Genomic DNA, 16,475 nt, shown 5'->3' with positions numbered 1-16,475 from the left:
GGGCCGGTTCGAACCTGTTGCAGCGTTGCGCCGGACCTCAGCCGCAGCTGTGACGGATCACGGTCGCGACCGGCACGACTTGCGTGCGCGACGCGCCGGCAGGCGCCTGCATCCGCTCGGCGAGCATGTCGACCGCGGCGTTCGCGAGGCCCTGCGTGTCCTGCCGGAGCGTCGTCAGCGCATAGCCGTCGAAGGCGGCGGCGGGGATGTCGTCGAAGCCGATCACGCGCAAGTCGTCCGGCACGCGCAGGCCGAAGCGTTGCCGCGCGGTGTCGATCACGCCGAGCGCGAGCAGGTCGGACGAGCAGAACACGCCGTCCGGGCGGCTGTCGCCGGCGAGCAGGTGTTGCGCGGCTTCGACACCGCACGCATAGGTGTCGGACGATGTGCCGTGAATGTGCGCCAGCGCGGGGCCGCCGGGTTCGCCGCGACGGAGTGCGTCCGCGAAGGCGTCGGCGCGCGATTGCGCGCTGTAGCTCGTGTCGCGCGGCCCGACGAACGCGAGCCGGCGTGCGCCCGCCTGCGCGAGCAGGCGCGCGGCGCGGCCGGCGCCTTCCGCGTTGTCGCTGACGACGACGTCCGCGCCCGGCAGGCTTGCCGCGCGGTTGATCATCACGACGGGAATCCGGTGCGCGAGGTACTGGCGCGCGACCGACAGCGGCGGCGACGCGGACGTCATCACGAGCCCGGCGATCCGGTAGCTGAGCAGCCGTTCGAGCGACTGGCGGATCTGGCGCGGGTCCTCCGCGTTCGTCACGAGCGGCGTGAGCCCGCGATGCCCGAGCGCGGCCATCAGGTCCGACAGCAGCCGCGCGCGAAACGGATTCTCGAAGCCCGCGGTGACGACGCCGATCATGCTGCTGCGCTGCGTGATCATGTCGCGCGCGATCAGGTTGACCTGGTAGCCGAGCGCGCGCGCCGCGCTCATCACGCGCTCGCGCGTTTCGGGCGCGATGCTCGCGGAAGGCGAGAACGCGCGCGACACCGCCGAGCGCGATACGCCGGCCCGCGCCGCGACGTCGGACGCGGTGACCCACTGTTTTTTCTGTCTGTCTGCCATCGACTCAATGATCCATTCGCACCACGACCCACGCCTGCCGCTCGCCGACTGGATGTCGAAGCTCGACGACGGGCGATCGCTGCATACCCTGACCGTACCGGGCAGTCATGACACCTGTGCGTATACCGTCGACGATGCGCTCGCCCGCACGCAATGCGCGCCGCTCGACGCGCAGCTGATGCACGGCGTGCGGATGCTCGACATCCGCTGCCGGCACGTGCGCGACGAATTCGAGATTCATCACGGCGGGATCGCGCTCGGCATGACGTTCGACGACGTGCTCGCGACCTGTGCGGATTTTCTCGCCGCGCATCCGGGCGAGTGCATCGTGATGTCGGTGAAGGACGAATGGCCGGCGCACGCGTGCCGCCGCGGCTTCGACGCGACGTTCGACGCGCATCGCGCGCGGCATCCGGGGCTGCGCTGGCATGCGGGCGGCGCGATTCCCGCGCTCGGCGACGTGCGCGGCGCGATCGTTCTGTTGCGGCGCTTTCGCAGCAGCCGCCCGCTCGGGATCGACCTGACCGCGTGGCCGGACAACATGACGTTCACGATCGACCATCCGGATGCCGCGTTCGTGATCCAGGACGAATACCGGGTGCCGGTGGCGGCGTCGATCGAACACAAATGGCAGGCGATCGACGCGCTGCTCACGCATATGCCGTCCGCCGACAGCGGGCGCTGGGCGATCAATTTTTGCAGCGGCACGGGGATGGGCGCGAATCCGTCGGTCGTCGCGCACGGCAGCGGCATCGTGAAAGGCATCCACACGCGGCTCGGGGAACGGCTGCGCACGCATCACGGGCCGTGCGGGATCGTACTGCTCGATTTCTGCGACGACGACGACTGGGCGCTCGTGCGCGCGCTGGCGGCCCGGAACGGGTAGCCGTGCCCGCTGCGCGCGCGGCGCTAGATCTCGACCCGCGCGCCGACTTCGATCACGCGGTTGGCCGGCAACTTGAAGAATGCGGCGATATTGCCGACGTTGTGCAGCATCACCGCGAACAGGCGTTCGCGCCATAGCGCCATCCCATGGCCTGGCGTCGGCACGACCGACGCGCGGCTCAGGAACCATGAGGTCTCCGCCGGTTCGAATGTGAGCCCCGCCGCCTTGCTCTCGCTGAGCGCCTTCGGCAGATCCACTTCGTCCTTGAATCCGTACATGATCGTCACCTGATGACAGCCGGGGCAGAGCAACTGCACCCGCACGCGCTCGCTGTCGGGCACCCATGGCACCTCCGCGGTGATCACCGTCACGAACACCACGCGCTCATGCAGCACCCGGTTATGCATCAGGTTGTTGACCAGCGCATGCGGTACCGCCTCGGGGGTCGGCGTCAGGAAAATCGCGGTGCCGCCCACGCGGGCCGGCGAGCGCGCGAGCAGCGCGTTCAGGTAGGGCTTGAGCGGCGTCGTGCCGGCGCGCACGCGCGCTTCGGCCATCAGCATTTCCCAGCCGCGGCCCCAGGTCGCCATGATCGTGAACACCACCGTGCCGATCGCGAGCGGGAACCAGCCGCCCTCGACGATCTTCAGCAGGTTCGCGGAGAAGAACATCGCGTCGATCGCGAAGAAGAACGCGGTCGCGAGCACGCAGAGCAGCCAGTTGTAATGCCATGCGTAGCGGACGACGAAGAACGTGAGGAAAGTCGTGATCAGCATCGTGCCGGTGACCGCGATGCCGTAGGCGGAGCCGAGCGCGGTGGACGAGCCGAAGCCGAGCACCGCCGCAACCACCGCGGCGAGCAGTGTCCAGTTGATGCCGGGCACGTAGATCTGGCCCATTTCCTGCCCCGACGTGTAGACGATGTTCATCCGCGGCAGGAAGCCGAGCTGCATCGCCTGCTTCGTCATCGAATAGGTGCCGGAGATCACGGCCTGCGATGCGACGACCGTCGAGATTGTCGCAAGCACGATCATCGGGAGAATCGCCCATTGCGGAAAGAGTCGATAGAACGGGTTCTGCAGCGCGCCGGGATGGGCGAGCAGGAGCGCGCCCTGGCCGAGGTAATTGAGCGCGAGTGAGGGGAACACGACGCCGAACCATGTGACGCGAATCGGCCGTTTGCCGAAATGCCCCATGTCCGCATACAGCGCTTCGGCCCCCGTCAGCGACAGCACGACGGCGCCGAGCGCGACGAACGCGAGCCAGCGGTGATGCAGGCAGAAGGCGAGACCACGCAGCGGATCGAGCGCGGCCAGGATGGCCGGCGCGTCGGCGATATTGACGAGGCCCGCGATGCCGATCACGACGAACCATGCCACCATCACCGGTCCGAACACGGCGCCGATCCCGCTCGTGCCATGCTTCTGCATGATGAAGAGTGCGATGAGCGCCGCCAATGTGACCGGAATCACATAGGTTTTCAGCACCGGCGCCACGACCTCGAGGCCTTCGACGGCGCTCAGCACCGAGATGGCCGGCGTGATCACGCTGTCGCCGAAGAAGAGCGACGCGCCCATCACGCCGACGACGAGCAGCGCGCGGCGCAGCCGCGGACGCGTCACGACCGACGACGCCGCGAGTGCGAGCAGCGCCATGATGCCGCCTTCGCCATGGTTGTTCGCGCGCAGGATCAGCACCACGTACTTGAGCGAGACGACCACCATCAGCGACCAGAAGATCAGCGACACGATCCCGACGAGATTGAATGCGTTGAGCGCCAGCCCGTTGACCGGATCGAACACGGTCGACAGCGTGTAGAGCGGGCTCGTGCCGATGTCGCCGTAGACGACGCCGAGCGCGGCAAGCGCGAGCGCCGGGAGGGCCGGCTTGTGTGGACCGGGCATGCCGAGCCGGTCGGCGTCGGACGCGGCGGATGCGGAATGTCCCATCTGTCCCTCCGGATTCTGTCGCGCGGCAGCGAAACGGCTGCACGGGCCGTTGTGCATCGTCGGTCGTGGCTCTGGGCGCTGCGGTTACAGAAAGTATAGGAACTGCCGGCAAGACATTGGAAACGGGGGCAATGCGGCGGGAGGGGCAGGCTGGCCGACGAATTGATGCACGCGCGTCTCGCAAACATCGTCGCGCGCCGGCCGTTCGAAACATATGAAGTTTCGATTATAGTGAGGGCCCTTCGAACCCCGCCCCGAACTCATGACCGTTCCTGTCAGGATCCGCGTCGCGACGCGCGACGACGCCGCCGCGATGGCCGCGGTGGAAATCGCCGCCGCGCAGCGCTTTCGCGACATCGGCATGGCGCACATCGCCGACGCCGATCCCACCGCCACAGCCGACGCGCTCGTCCGCATCGACGCGGGCCGCGCATACGTCGCGATCGACGCGCACGGCGCGTGCGTCGGCTTCGCGTTCTACCGGCTGCTGGATGCGCACCGGCTGTATCTCGAGGAACTGGATGTCGCGCCGTCGCACGCGGGACAGCGGATCGGCGTGCGCCTGATCGACCAGGTGACGGCGCGCGCGGCCGCGGACGGCGTCGCGCAGATCGTGCTGTCGACGTTCCGCGCGCCGCCGTGGAACGCGCCGTATTACCGGCGCCTCGGGTTTGCGGACATCGACGAGGCCGCGCTCGACGAGACGCTGAGCCAGATTCGCGCGCACCACGTCGCGCTTGGCCTCGACGAGACGCAGCGCGTGTTCATGCGCCGCGACCTGCGCGATGAACACGCGGCGGGCGGCCGTCAGGCCGCGTCGCTGAGCGCCGGGTAGTCGGTGTAGCCCGTCTCGCCTTCCGCGTAGTACGTTTCCGGCACCGGCTTGTTGAGCGGTGCGTCGAGTTCGAACCGGCGCGGCAGGTCGGGGTTCGCGATGAACAGCTGGCCCCACGCGATCGCATCGGCGTCGCCGCGTTCGAGCACCTGCTGCGCGCTGTCGAGCGTGAATTTCTCGTTCGCGATCAGCGGGCCGCCGAACGCTTTCTTCAGTTGCGGACTCAGGTGGTCGCCCGTGTACGACTCCCGCGTGAAAATGAACGCAATCTTGCGGCGGCCGAGCTCGCGCGCGACATAGCCGAACGTCGCAGCCGGGTCGGAGTCGCCCATCGTGTGCGCGTCGCCGCGCGGCGCGAGGTGCACGCCGACGCGTCCGGCGCCCCACACGTCGATCGCCGCGTCGACCACTTCGAGCAGCAGGCGCGCGCGGTTCTCGACCGGGCCGCCGTACGCATCGGTGCGGCGGTTGGTGCTGTCCTGCAGGAACTGGTCGAGCAGGTAGCCGTTCGCGCCGTGGATCTCGACGCCGTCGAAGCCGGCCGCCTTCGCGTTTTCCGCGCCCTTGCGGTACGCGGCGACGATGCCTGGAATCTCGTCGAGCTCGAGCGCGCGCGGCGTCACGAACGGACGCTGCGGCCGCACGAGGCTCACGTGGCCGCCCGCGGCGATCGCACTCGGCGCGACCGGCAGCGCGCCGTCGAGGAAGATCGGGTCGGAGATCCGGCCGACGTGCCAGAGCTGCAGCAGGATGCGGCCGCCCGCGTCGTGCACGGCGCGCGTCACGCGCTTCCAGCCCTCGACCTGCTCGTCGGACCAGATGCCCGGCGTGTCGGCATAGCCGACGCCTTGCGGCGTCACCGACGTCGCTTCGCTGATGATCAGGCCGGCCGACGCGCGTTCGGCGTAGTAGCGGGCCATCAGGTCGTTGGGGACGCGCACGTCGCCCGCGCGGGCGCGGGTGAGCGGCGCCATCACGATGCGGTTCGGCAGGGTCAGGTCGCCGAGGGTGACGGGGTCGAACAGGGTGGGCATGGCGATTTCCTTTTCACGGAAGACGGGACGGGGGCCGGCGCGCGCTCAGAGTTCGCGGCGCATGGCGTCGAGAAAGGCGTCGATGACTGCTTCGTTGCGCTTGAAGAACGCCCACTGGCCGACCCGGGTCGACGTCACGAGCCCCGCGCGCTGCAGCGTGGCAAGGTGCGCGGAAACCGTGGACTGCGACAGGCCGCAACGCGCGTCGATCTGCCCCGCGCAGACGCCGTCGTCGTACGACAGGGTCTGGTTCGGAAAATGCGCGGCCGGCGTTTTCAGCCAGTCGAGGATTTCCCGGCGGACGGGGTTGGCGAGCGCCTTGAGGATCGCGTCGATGTCGAGGTCGGTCGGCATGGGTGAGGTTTGTTCAGGCAAATGAGCATCGTCGATGGCCGAATCTTATATCGGAATCTAGCGATATGTTCGAAGACATTGTTCTCAATGGGGGTGATAGTTTTTCGCAGGGGAGCGCGATGGCCGCCGTCGGGCGCGGCCCGCGGCGCGATTACGGCCCGGGACGAACGTCGCGCAGCAGCGTGGCCAGTTCGAGCGCGGCCTGCTTGAGCGCCGGCACGATGCGGCGCCGGATCGCGCCGACATCCGGCTCCGGTTCGACCGCGCCGCAGCTCAGCGCCATCAGCGTCTTCGACACCCCGACGCGGACCGGCAACGCAATGCCCCACGCATCATGCCGATTTTCGCCGAGCGACATGCAGACGCCGGTCGCGCGCAGATCCGCGAAGGCCGCTTCGATGCCGGCCGCGTCGGTCAGTTGCGCGATCTGGCGGCGCCGCAACGGGTCGGGCAGGCCCCACAGCCACGCGCGCCCGATCGCCGTCGCGCCCATCGGCGCGAGCGAGCCGACGCCTATCCGCGGCGTGGCGATCCGCGCGGAGGAGCGGTGCGCGACAACCAGCATGTCGAGGTGGTCGGGCACGGCGAGTGTGACGGAGACGTCGAGCCGGTCGGCCAATTGCTGCATGAACGGATGCGCGAGCGGCGTGACCGGATTGGTCGCGAGGTAGGCCTGTCCGATGCCGAACACGCCCGGGCATAGCGCGTAACGCGAGCCGCCCGCGATGCGGTGAATGAAGCCGAGGTCGATCAGCGTCGACGTCAGGTCCGACACGGCCGATGTCGGCAAGCCGGTCCGGGACGCCAGCTCGTCGTTCGTCAGCGGCGCACGGTCGGCATGAAACGCGCGCAGCACCTGAAGCCCGCGATCGAGGGTCAGCGTGACGGGGCTGGATGTGGACATGGCGATGCCTGGCTGGCGCTCAATCGCCTGTTGCGAGGCGTGCCTGCAGCGCGTGCGCGAGCGCGACGAGCCGGGCCCCGAGTTCCTGTTCGATGCTGACGGCGCGGCCGATGCAGCCGAGCACCAGCGGCGGCCGGCCGCGGATAGGGAGCGGCGCGGCGATGCACGCGCGTTCCGGCTCCCGCTCGTCGTGCAGCATGCCGAAGCCGAGTTCGTGCACCTGCGCGATCTTTTCGGTCATGCGAGGCAGAATCGACGGCCATTCGCGGCCCGCCTTCCGTTCGATCTCGCCCTGCAGATTGAGGCGCTCCGATTCGGGAAGGGACGCCAGCAGCGTCCATCCCATCAGCGAATCCGCGAGCGGCATGCGCATGCCCGGCAGCCGCCGCGAGTCGGGCGCCGCGCGGCTGCCGGCCTGCGTATCCAGGATGAGCACGTCGAGCTGGTCGCGCGCGCCGAGCAGCACGCAGGTATCGGTTGCCTCGGCGAGTGTGCGCATTTCGTCGCGGGCGGCCTGCTGGATGCCGGGATCGGCGATGGCTGCGTAGCCGAGCGACAGTGCGGCGGGCGCGAGCGCGTACTTTCGGCTCGCGTCGTCGTGATGCAGGTAGCCGAGCGCGACCAGCGACTGCAGCAGCCGCGACACGGTCGGCGCGGGAATGCCGGTCTCCAGCGCGATTTCCCGGTTGCCGAGCCAGCCCTTGTCCGGCCCGAACGCGCACAGGATCGCGAGGCCGCGTGCCAGCGGCGTGACCGTCGCGTCGCTTTGCGCCCGCTTGCGCCGGGGCGGCTTCGGGCGTGCAGCGTCGACACCGTGCGGACCATTGCGCGACCGCGTGCCGGCGTCGTGCGACAAGGGCCTGTCGGAATGCATGGCAGTCTCCGTGTCCTCCGTCTGGGCCGGACCGTGAGCCGGTGCGGCGCATTGTGCGGGTAATCTTTGAATCCTACTATGGCGTCGGCGAATCGGGCCGCATGCTAGGGCATGTCCCATCAGGGTTCGCGCGTGCGTCGCGCCCCCGCTCCTCACCCCTGGCCGAGCACCGCGACGTTGTCGTAGCGGTCGCCGCGATACAGCGAGCGCGTCAGTTCGAGCGGGCATCCGTCGCTCGAGAACGAGCGGCGCTCAGCAGATTGGCGGGCAGCGTCGCGCGTTCGATGGCCATCGGCGCCGCATCGGCCGTTCTGACGCGTTCCAGGCGGATCGCGCGCGCGTCCGGCGCGAGCCCGAGCGCGAGCAATTCGTCGGGCGACGGCCGGTCGAGCTCGCGGCGCAGCCACTGCGAACCGGGATGGAGCCCGCGCCGGGATTCGATCAGGCCCTGTCGCGTCAGCTTGTCGATCGCGCGCCGGACCGTGTCGCGCGACACCTGGAAGCGCTCGGCGAGGTCGCGTTCCGGCGCCCGTCAAGCGGGCCCGGTTTGCGGGAGCGACGCGAGCGCGTTGCGGATCGAGCCGCCGGCCGCGCCGGCGAGCCGCTCGGCGCTGGCGCGGTCGATGCCCGCGGCGAGCATCAGGATCGCGATGCGCGGGCGGTTGCCCGCCTGTTCGAGCGCACGCTCGGCCGCGTCGGTCGGTACGCGGGCCGCCTGCGACACGATGCGGATCGCCCGTTGCCGGAGCTTGTGGTTGTGCGCCTGGACGTCGACCATCAGGTTGCCGTACGTCTTGCCGAGCGCGACCATCGAGATCGTCGACAGCATGTTGCAGATCATCTTCTGCGCGGTGCCGGCCTTCAGGCGCGTCGAGCCCGTCAGCACTTCCGGGCCGCAGTCCACCTCGATCGCGACGTCGGACAGCTTGCCCGCCTCGCTGCCGACGTTGCACGCGACGCAGACGGTGCGGCATCCGGTGCCCCGCGCATGGCGGAGCGCGCCGATCACGTACGGCGTGCGTCCGCTGGCGGTCAGCCCCACGACCACGTCGTTCCGCGTGAGGCCGATCGCTTCGAGATCGCGGCGCCCGAGCGCGTCCGAATCCTCGGCGGATTCGGTGATGCCCGCGAAGCCGCCCGCGACGATGCCGACGATGTCGCCGGGCCGCGTGCCGAACGTCGGCTGGCACTCGAGCGCATCGAGATAGCCGATGCGCCCGCTGTTGCCGGCCCCGATGTAGATCAGCCTTCCGCCCGCCCGCAGCGCGTCGGCAATTGCGGCCACGCCGGACGCGATCGCGGGCAGCGCATGCGCGACGCACGACGCGACGCGCGCGTCCTCCCGATTCATCAGCGCGAGTGCTTCGCCGATGCCGAGCGCATCGAGATTCGCGCTTTGCCCGTTGGGCTGTTCAGTGACGAGGTGCTCGAGGCGCATGGCGGTGTGCCCTCCCGGAAACGGTCCGTCAAATGATCATCGGCATGGTCAAATTATCACGGATGCATACCTTTCGCCGGAACGTGCCGGCGCTCGCCCGGAAGGGGGGCGACGCGGATCGGCGCACGCGCCACGTCGTCGCCGCTTCGTCCCCGCGTCAACGCGCCACGGGATACTTCATCAGATAGAACTTCAAGTCCGGGCGAGTCGGCATCGAGAACGGCGGCGAATCCGTGACGAAGCCCAGCGCGCGGTAGAAGTCGCGCGCGGATTCACGCGCCGTGCACCAGACCAGCTCCGCGCCGGCCTGCCGGGCCCGGCGGATGCTCAGGCGCACCAGGAGCTGGCCGAAGCCGAGCCCGCGCATCGGCGGGGTGACCGCCATCCCGCGAAGGCGCCACGCGCGCGGTGCCGGGTCGTCCTTCAAGCGTTCCTCGCAGATCGATGCGACCGCAACGATGTCCGCGTCATCGCGGACGGCGAAATGCAAGGTCGTCGGATCCTGATCTCCCGGTAACGGGCACGCGTGTTCATTTCCGACCAGCAAAACTGCAGCCCGAAGCGGGTAGGTCTGTTCCGCCTGAATCTCTGCAATAGTGAACAATGCTCCTTTTGGGGGCATGGGGTTTTTCCTTTTTCGGCACTGGTTTTTAACCACACTACAAAATCCACAGTACGAAATTTACCGCACTCGCATAAATTACAGTTGCCGGAATTCGAGCGGAAGGATAATCTCACACCCGGCCGAATCATTTAAAACAACCAGTGAAACTGTGATCGCAGATGACGGGGAAAATATTGACCAATGCCGAGAGCGCCTACGAGGAGATTCGCACGCGAATCTTTGACGGCCGGCTCACGCCTGGACAAAAGATCTCTCATCGCGGCCTTGCGGACGAACTCGGTTTCGGTCAGATGCCGGTTCGCAGCGCGCTTCATCTGCTCGAGGCCGAAGGGCTCGTCACGGTGGTGGGCAAGAGCGGGACGTACGTCACGTCGCCCACCAACGACGACCTCCGGGAAATTTACGAAATGCGGCTGGCGCTCGAGAGCACCGCGGCCTATCTGGCCGCCCAGCGCGGGGTGACCGACGGGCTCAGGGAGTCGGCCGAGCGAATGAGCCGGATTCTCGAAGCGGATACCGGCGACATCATGCTCGAGCAGCGCGTGGGATGGGTATTCCATCAGGAGCTGTTCGCGGCGGCGAAGAACCCGAGAATCTCGACGGCATACGAATTATTGCGCGGCCAGACCCTCGCACTCAATGAATTGCCGCGTGGCGACGCTGAAACGGTGCGTCGCGGCACGATAGAGCATCTCAGGATTTATCAGGCGATCGTCGATAAAGACTGCGAACTCGCTCGGCGGCATATGTGGAATCACATCATCGACGGAACGCCCGCGCGTATCAAACTAATCCGGGCACAACAATGAATAACGAGACCAATAAATCCTTGCTTCCGATCAAGATGTTCGCCGGCCTGGTGCTCGGGGGCGCTTGCGGCGTATTCCTGCCGGACGTGGGTTCGAAGCTGGGATTCGTCACCGCGATTTTCGGGCATGCGATCAAGATGGTCGTCATGCCGCTGATCTTCCTGTCGGTGACGGTCGGCGTGTTTCGCGCGAGGCAGCAGCGCGGCCGGCTCGGCACCGTCGCGACGCTCAGCATCGTGTTCTTCGTCGTGATGACCGCGCTGGCGGCGGCGCTCGGACTGCTGCTCAACTGGGCGTTCCGCCCCGGGCTCGGCGCGAGCCTGACCCAGACGGGCACGATGCCCGCGCATCTGGCGTCGTCGATCGACTGGCTGCAATTCGTGGTCGACCTGATTCCCGCCAACGTCGTCGCCGCGCTCGCCGCGGGCAACTCGCTGCCGGTGCTGGTGTTCGGCGTGCTGCTCGGGTCCTCGCTGGCCGCGGTCGCGGATCGCGCGGAACCGGCGATCGCGGTGTTCGAGGCGTTGCTGGCCGGCCTGTTCAAGATGGTCGAGTGGGTGATCGCGTGGTCGCCGCTCGCGATCTTCGCGGCGCTCGCGCTGCTGTTCTCGACCAAGGGCGTCGCCGCGCTTCATCCGCTCGTCAAGCTGCTGGGTGTCGCGTACCTCGGCATGGCGATGCTTGCGATCATCCTGACGGCGGTCATCAAGGCCACGGGCCATTCGCCGCTCGCCGTGCTCCGGAAGGTGCGGGAGCCGCTGATCCTGGGCTTCACGACGCGTTCGTCGGAGATCACGTTCCCGCTGCACCTGAAGAAGCTGACCGAGATGGGCGTGCCGCGCGGCGTCGCGTCGACGATCCTGCCGCTCGCGTACATCTTCAACCGCGACGGCGCGGTGCTCTATACGGCGCTCGCGGTCGCTTACCTCGGCGATGCGTACCACATCGTCTGGACGTGGCCGGTCGTGATGATGATCGTGATCCTGACGATCGTCACGATCGACGGCGCGGCAAACGTCCCGTCCGGCGCGATCGTCGCGATCACCGTGATCCTCACGTCGATCGGCCTGCCGGCGGACGCGGTGCTGCTGATCCTCGGCGTCGATGCTTTCTTCGACATGGGACGCACCGCGCTGAACGTCTATGCGAGCACCGCGGCCGCGACCGTCGCCGTGCGGCTCGCGGGCCCGGACCATGAGCAGGGCGAGGCCGAGTTGCGGCAGCCGAATCGGCAGCATGCGTGACGTTCACGTCGTGATGAACAACCGGATGCACGAAGCAGGAAGGATGTAGAGAGGCAGGGCGGTCGTCGCTCGTGTTGCGAGGCAGGCGATGACCGGAAGTGAAACGGCCGACGGCGGTGTTGCGAACACCGGCATCGGCCCGACCATCGGAAGCATTGGACAGAGACCACCTATGGCTGGCCGTATTCGACGGCAACCTCGGTGCCGTCGGACATGCGCCTGTTGGGCGGCAGCCCCCGGATCATTGCAGATTGTCGGGAGCGCGCGCACCAGCCGTATCGACGCGGCCACGACGTTACCATCTGCGATCACAGTTTTTGCGTCGCGGCTCGATGCCGCGGCTGTACACAGCAATGTCGACCGTGCCGAACACGGCGGGTTGACGGAGGTCGACACGCGCGCATGGCGGCGTGGAGTGCGCAGCGAACCGGCTGCGCAATTCGCGACTTCAGCGAGTTTCAACGGTTCTCACTCGGCACGGGCCCCTAGTCTCGTGTCCCACCTGACGGCGTTTACTGCCCGGTTGGCGCCTCGGATTCGTCAGGTGGCTTTACCGCGCGCTTCTTCTCCTCGGGGGAAGCGCGCGTCTTTTATACCGATCTCGTCGAGCGCCGCATGCCGGCCGCTCGGGGAGACACCTCCGTGAGCAGGCCTCGACCCGGCGGATTGGCCGGGTCGGACCTGCGAATCTCCGCCGCCGGCATCGCGTGCCGCTACCTGCCGGCTTGCGCGGGCAGGCCGGCTGACGGCGTACCTGCGTCGGCCGCCGCCGATTTCGCTGCCTGCTGCGCGGCGGCGACTTTCGCTTCCGCCGCCTGAATGTCCGCGGGATACGTGCCCTGGTCGCCGGCGGACGGATTGTAGCCGGCGGCTTCAAGTCGATAGAGTTCCTCCAGCACCTGCGCGCGCGTGAGCGGCGCGGAGGTCTGGGCCGATGCCGCATCGCCGGCGAACAGCGCGGCGACGATCAGCAAACCGATCGGGTGCTTCATGATGGTGCTCCGGAAACCGTGAATGCAATGGCGAGCAGGCGACGGACGATGCGCGCGTCTCAGCTGCCGAAATACGGCGTGCAGAAACTGACGGGGCCGACGCATGCCGCGTCGCCCGGCGTCGCGGGCGCGAGCGCGCGCTTGCCCGCATCGGTCGAACCCGCGGCCTGACTACCGGTTCCGCTGCGCTCGGGCGCGGCCTGCATCCGGTCCGCCTGCGTTTGGAACAGCGGGCTCACACCGGGGTACGACGTATCGGTCACGAAACGCAGGCCGTGGTTTTCCGCGTCGATCAACTCCTGACGGACTTCCGCGCGCGTCCTGCCTTGCGCCGACGCCTGCGTTGCAAAACCGGCGACGCAAAGCATCGCGATGGAAACGCCTACCCGCAGAGGCTTGTTCATGTCCAGCTCCTTCGAAAGTGAAAACGGTGCGTGCTGCAATCGTTCCAACTTCGCGGCGGGCGCGTTTATTCCGCTCATCCGGAATCCTTGAAAAAATCCTCGGCGTCGTCGTGGCATGCGCACGACGGGAATAGAACCCGCGTGTCGGGAGTTATCACTTGTGCGGTGTGGTTTCGATCAAGTGACGATCCGGGTGCGGAATGGACGAGCAGACTCCTGTCAGGCGCTTCGATGCGCTGATGTCGCCTCACATGCATGCCGCGTACAACGTCGCCCGCTGGCTTGCCCGCAACGACCAGGATGCGCAGGACATCGTTCAGGAAGCGTATGTCCGCGCCTTCAGGTTCATCGACAGGTTCGACGGCGACGATGCGCGCGCGTGGTTGCTGAGCATCGTCCGCAACGTGTTCTTCACGTGGTATCGGCAGAACCGGCGCCGCACGGCCGAATCGCTGTCGCTCGACGATGACGACGCCGCGCCGGTATTGAGCGACGAAGGCTGCCTCAGTCCCGAGACCCTGCTGATGCGCGCGCAGGACCGCAGGCAGGTCGTCAAGGCGCTGGAGAGCCTGAGCGTCGAGCACCGCGAGGTCGTCGTGCTGCGGGAGATCGAAGGGCTGTCGTACAAGGAAATTGCGAGCATCGTCGGCGTGCCGATCGGCACGGTCATGTCGCGCCTCGGGCGCGGGCGCCGGCAGCTCGCCGCGATTCTCGTGAACATGGGGCAGGAGGCGTGATGGATCATCAGCAAGCATGCGACGTGCTCGCGGCATACGTCGACAACGAGTTGAGTCTCACTGAGAGTGCGGCGCTCGAGCGTCACCTGGCCCGCTGCAACGCATGCCGGCGCGCACTCGCGACCCAGCAGCAGGTGAGTGCGCTGCTGAAGTCGGCCGACCTCCGGTTCGTCGCGCCTGACGCACTGCGCGCGCGGATCGCGGCGGATCTGCGTGCCCGCCGATCCGTGCGCCGGCGCCTGTCCGGCTGGCTGAGGCCGCGGAGGGCGATCGGCATGCCGATCTGGGCGCCGGCGGGCGCGCTGGCCGTCAGCGCGCTGGCGCTGGCGTGGAGCGGCGCGCTCTGGCTGTCCGTTCCGACGGCCGACGAGCAGCTCAGGACGGAACTCGTCGACAGCCATGTGCGCTCGCTTCAGCTGGATCACCTGACCGACGTCGTGTCGACCGACCGGCATACGGTCAAGCCGTGGTTCGACGGCAAGATCGATTTTGCGCCGCCGGTGCGGGATCTGGCGCGGGACGGCTATCCGCTCGTCGGCGGACGGCTCGATTACGTCGGCGGGCGGACCGTCGCGGTGCTCGTGTATCGGTACCAGCGCCATCCGATCAACGTCTACGTGTGGCCGGGGAACGGCGCCGGCGGGCAACCGCGCGTCTACGAGCAACAGGGCTATCACGTCGCGCGCTGGTCGGCCGGGCGAATGAACTACTGGGCCGTCACCGATGCGGGCGCCGGCGAGCTCGGCGGGTTTGTCGAACGGTTGCGCGCGGTGGCCGGATCGTAGGCGTTCGCGGGCGCACGAGACTTGCGCAGCGACGCATGCCCGGTTGCGGCATGCATCGTCCGGCATGGAGCGCGGCGATCCGGCTTACTGCACCGTGATCGTTTCCTTCATGAACGGGTGAATCCCGCAGAAGACCTTGTAGACTCCGGGCTTGTCGAACTTATAGGAGTACGTTTCATCCTGGTCGAGTGCATTCGAATGAAAGATGCCCGCGTCGTTGACGATGGTGTGCGGTTCCGCATCGAGGTTCTTCCAGGTGAGCGTCGTGCCGGCCTTGATCGTGGTCGACATCGGCGAAAACATGAAGTTCTTGATGGTCACGAGCGGACCGCCCGCGCTCTGCGCGAACGCCGCGCCGGGCGACACGGACGCGGCCGCGCAGAGCGCGAGTGCGACGAGGGTGCGGGGCAATGCACGATTCTTCATGATGGCCTCCTTGCCGCTTAGCCGAGCGTGGCGTCGTGAAGCGCCGACGCCACGGGATGGCCGGCGAACGCGACGGTCGTCACGCCCAGCATCTTCGCGAGCTGATCATGCGGCACCGTGAGCGGCACCGGGCCGGGGCCGTTGCCGGCGGTCGGCTGCGGGAAGGCGGTGGAGCGTGCGGTATGGAACGTGATGTTGCCTTCCACCTTGGAGACGATCTGGTGGATATGCCCGTTCAGCACGGTGACCGAGCCGAAGCGCCGCAGCATGCCGACGACCTGCGGCGCGTCGCCGGTTCCCCAGCCCCACGGTTCGTAGATCGTCCACATCGGCATGTGCGAGAACACCACGATCGGCGTGCTCGACGATTTGCCCTTGAGATCCTGTTCCAGCCACGCGAGCTGGTCCTCGCCGAAGCTGCCGAGCCCGTTGGGCTTGAAATGCATCACGTTGACGAGCCCGACGAAATGCACGCCGTCATGGTCGAAGCTGTAATAGCCACGGTTGTCCGACGCCTTGCCGAACCGGCTGAAATACTCGGCGCCCGAACCATCGGTCACGTCGTGCTCGCCGGGCACCGTGTGCAGCTCCGGCACGCGCAGCCCGGACAGCAGCTGCGACGCGCGGTCGAACTCCGCGGCCTTGGACAGGTGCGTGATGTCGCCCGTGTGGATGGCCAGCGCGGGTTTGGCCGACATGCCGTTGACGAGGTCGATGGTCTGCTGCAGTGTGGCCGCGACGTCGGGATTCGCGTCCTTGTTGAAGCCGATGTGCGTGTCGCTGATCTGCAGGAACAGCGGTCGCCCCGCATCGGCCGGGCGGGCGCCGCTGTCCTGCGCGAGCGCGAGGTCGAACGGCGTCAGGATGCCGCCCGACAGCGTGAACAGCGTGCCGAGACCGCCGAAGGCCATGCACTGCAGGGCCCTGCGGCGCGACGGGCGGGTAGGGTTCGATGAAGACATGTCAGCCTCGCAATCGTATGACGGAACCGGACGGCCGGATCGTCCGGGAATAAACCGGCGCTTTCGCGTGCGATACCGGCGAAGCGGCGGATTTATTCCCGCGAATGGCGAGGTAAGGCGAGGTCGGCCGCCGGAGCCGGCGGCCTGCGAGGCGGTG

The 16,475-nt window shown here is 67.7% G+C and carries 19 protein-coding genes; 6 read left to right on the top strand and 13 right to left on the bottom strand.

Annotation, left to right across the window (positions count from 1 at the left end):
* Positions 1-37 precede the first annotated feature (37 nt).
* Entirely contained in the window at positions 38-1,060 is a 1,023-nt protein-coding gene (locus B7P44_RS27880) for a LacI family DNA-binding transcriptional regulator (RefSeq protein WP_084909113.1), read from the bottom strand.
* A 7-nt stretch (positions 1,061-1,067) separates the two neighbouring features.
* On the opposite strand from B7P44_RS27880, the gene B7P44_RS27875 reads away from it, so the two are divergent.
* On the top strand, positions 1,068-1,946 hold the full coding sequence (locus B7P44_RS27875; protein WP_157721110.1) for a phosphatidylinositol-specific phospholipase C: 879 nt from the start codon (positions 1,068-1,070) through the stop codon (positions 1,944-1,946).
* A gap of 23 nt (positions 1,947-1,969) precedes the next feature.
* Here the strand turns inward: B7P44_RS27875 and B7P44_RS27870 are convergent, their stop codons facing one another.
* The gene (locus B7P44_RS27870) at positions 1,970-3,895 is read right to left on the bottom strand and encodes a potassium transporter Kup (protein WP_084909112.1); all 1,926 of its coding nucleotides are present in this window, start codon (positions 3,893-3,895) and stop codon (positions 1,970-1,972) included.
* A gap of 262 nt (positions 3,896-4,157) precedes the next feature.
* Here B7P44_RS27870 and B7P44_RS27865 point away from each other — a divergent pair, with 262 nt between their 5' ends.
* Positions 4,158-4,730 carry a GNAT family N-acetyltransferase gene (locus B7P44_RS27865; protein WP_084909111.1) on the top strand — a complete coding sequence of 191 codons (573 nt, stop codon included), beginning with the start codon at positions 4,158-4,160 and terminating at the stop codon, positions 4,728-4,730.
* Here B7P44_RS27865 and B7P44_RS27860 read toward each other — a convergent pair.
* From B7P44_RS27860 to B7P44_RS27830, 7 genes are all read right to left on the bottom strand, one after another.
* On the bottom strand, positions 4,703-5,764 hold the full coding sequence (locus B7P44_RS27860) for an alkene reductase (protein ID WP_084909110.1): 1,062 nt from the start codon (positions 5,762-5,764) through the stop codon (positions 4,703-4,705). The genes B7P44_RS27865 and B7P44_RS27860 overlap by 28 nt on opposite strands.
* A 45-nt stretch (positions 5,765-5,809) precedes the next feature.
* A complete protein-coding gene (locus tag B7P44_RS27855; protein WP_084909109.1) occupies positions 5,810-6,118 on the bottom strand; it encodes an ArsR/SmtB family transcription factor in 309 nt (102 codons plus the stop codon).
* A 151-nt stretch (positions 6,119-6,269) separates the two neighbouring features.
* Positions 6,270-7,022 carry an IclR family transcriptional regulator gene (locus B7P44_RS27850; RefSeq protein WP_084909108.1) on the bottom strand — a complete coding sequence of 251 codons (753 nt, stop codon included), beginning with the start codon at positions 7,020-7,022 and terminating at the stop codon, positions 6,270-6,272.
* A 19-nt stretch (positions 7,023-7,041) separates the two neighbouring features.
* A complete protein-coding gene (locus B7P44_RS27845) occupies positions 7,042-7,896 on the bottom strand; it encodes an IclR family transcriptional regulator (RefSeq protein ID WP_084909107.1) in 855 nt (284 codons plus the stop codon).
* Positions 7,897-8,107: 211 nt separating this feature from the next.
* Positions 8,108-8,392 (bottom strand): UTRA domain-containing protein, encoded by a 285-nt coding sequence (locus tag B7P44_RS27840; RefSeq protein ID WP_231716728.1) that lies wholly within the window; start codon positions 8,390-8,392, stop codon positions 8,108-8,110.
* 36 nt (positions 8,393-8,428) lie between these two features.
* Positions 8,429-9,334 carry an N-acetylmuramic acid 6-phosphate etherase gene (gene murQ / locus B7P44_RS27835; protein ID WP_084909106.1) on the bottom strand — a complete coding sequence of 302 codons (906 nt, stop codon included), beginning with the start codon at positions 9,332-9,334 and terminating at the stop codon, positions 8,429-8,431.
* 157 nt (positions 9,335-9,491) lie between these two features.
* Positions 9,492-9,956 (bottom strand): GNAT family N-acetyltransferase, encoded by a 465-nt coding sequence (locus tag B7P44_RS27830; RefSeq protein WP_084909105.1) that lies wholly within the window; start codon positions 9,954-9,956, stop codon positions 9,492-9,494.
* A gap of 161 nt (positions 9,957-10,117) precedes the next feature.
* Between B7P44_RS27830 and B7P44_RS27825 the strand changes: the two genes are divergently transcribed.
* Positions 10,118-10,768, top strand: a complete 651-nt coding sequence (locus tag B7P44_RS27825; RefSeq protein WP_084909104.1) for a GntR family transcriptional regulator — start codon at positions 10,118-10,120, stop codon at positions 10,766-10,768.
* Entirely contained in the window at positions 10,765-12,012 is a 1,248-nt protein-coding gene (locus B7P44_RS27820) for a dicarboxylate/amino acid:cation symporter (protein WP_084909103.1), read from the top strand. The genes B7P44_RS27825 and B7P44_RS27820 overlap by 4 nt, the downstream gene beginning before the upstream one ends.
* A gap of 713 nt (positions 12,013-12,725) precedes the next feature.
* Here B7P44_RS27820 and B7P44_RS27815 read toward each other — a convergent pair.
* On the bottom strand, positions 12,726-13,004 hold the full coding sequence (locus tag B7P44_RS27815) for a DUF4148 domain-containing protein (protein ID WP_084909102.1): 279 nt from the start codon (positions 13,002-13,004) through the stop codon (positions 12,726-12,728).
* Between the two features lie 59 nt (positions 13,005-13,063).
* Positions 13,064-13,408 carry a DUF4148 domain-containing protein gene (locus B7P44_RS27810; protein ID WP_084909101.1) on the bottom strand — a complete coding sequence of 115 codons (345 nt, stop codon included), beginning with the start codon at positions 13,406-13,408 and terminating at the stop codon, positions 13,064-13,066.
* Positions 13,409-13,608: 200 nt separating this feature from the next.
* Here B7P44_RS27810 and B7P44_RS27805 point away from each other — a divergent pair, with 200 nt between their 5' ends.
* A complete protein-coding gene (locus tag B7P44_RS27805) occupies positions 13,609-14,145 on the top strand; it encodes a sigma-70 family RNA polymerase sigma factor (protein ID WP_084909100.1) in 537 nt (178 codons plus the stop codon).
* Entirely contained in the window at positions 14,145-14,930 is a 786-nt protein-coding gene (locus B7P44_RS27800; protein WP_084909099.1) for an anti-sigma factor family protein, read from the top strand. Before B7P44_RS27805 ends, B7P44_RS27800 begins: the two co-directional genes overlap by 1 nt.
* An 84-nt stretch (positions 14,931-15,014) precedes the next feature.
* On the opposite strand, the gene B7P44_RS27795 is transcribed toward B7P44_RS27800, so the two are convergent.
* Together B7P44_RS27795 and B7P44_RS27790 are read right to left on the bottom strand one after the other, a co-directional pair.
* Positions 15,015-15,356: a cupredoxin domain-containing protein gene (locus B7P44_RS27795; protein ID WP_045565185.1), complete on the bottom strand. Its 342-nt coding sequence runs from the start codon at positions 15,354-15,356 to the stop codon at positions 15,015-15,017.
* A 17-nt stretch (positions 15,357-15,373) separates the two neighbouring features.
* Complete coding sequence (locus tag B7P44_RS27790; RefSeq protein WP_084909098.1) at positions 15,374-16,318, bottom strand: metallophosphoesterase family protein; 945 nt, start codon at positions 16,316-16,318, stop codon at positions 15,374-15,376.
* Positions 16,319-16,475 lie beyond the last annotated feature (157 nt).

Source organism: Burkholderia ubonensis subsp. mesacidophila (genome assembly GCF_002097715.1).
In the GTDB taxonomy this organism is placed as follows: Bacteria; Pseudomonadota; Gammaproteobacteria; order Burkholderiales; family Burkholderiaceae; genus Burkholderia; species Burkholderia mesacidophila.
Note: the sequence above shows the minus strand (reverse complement) of the source record. Positions and strands in the feature narration are given on the sequence as shown.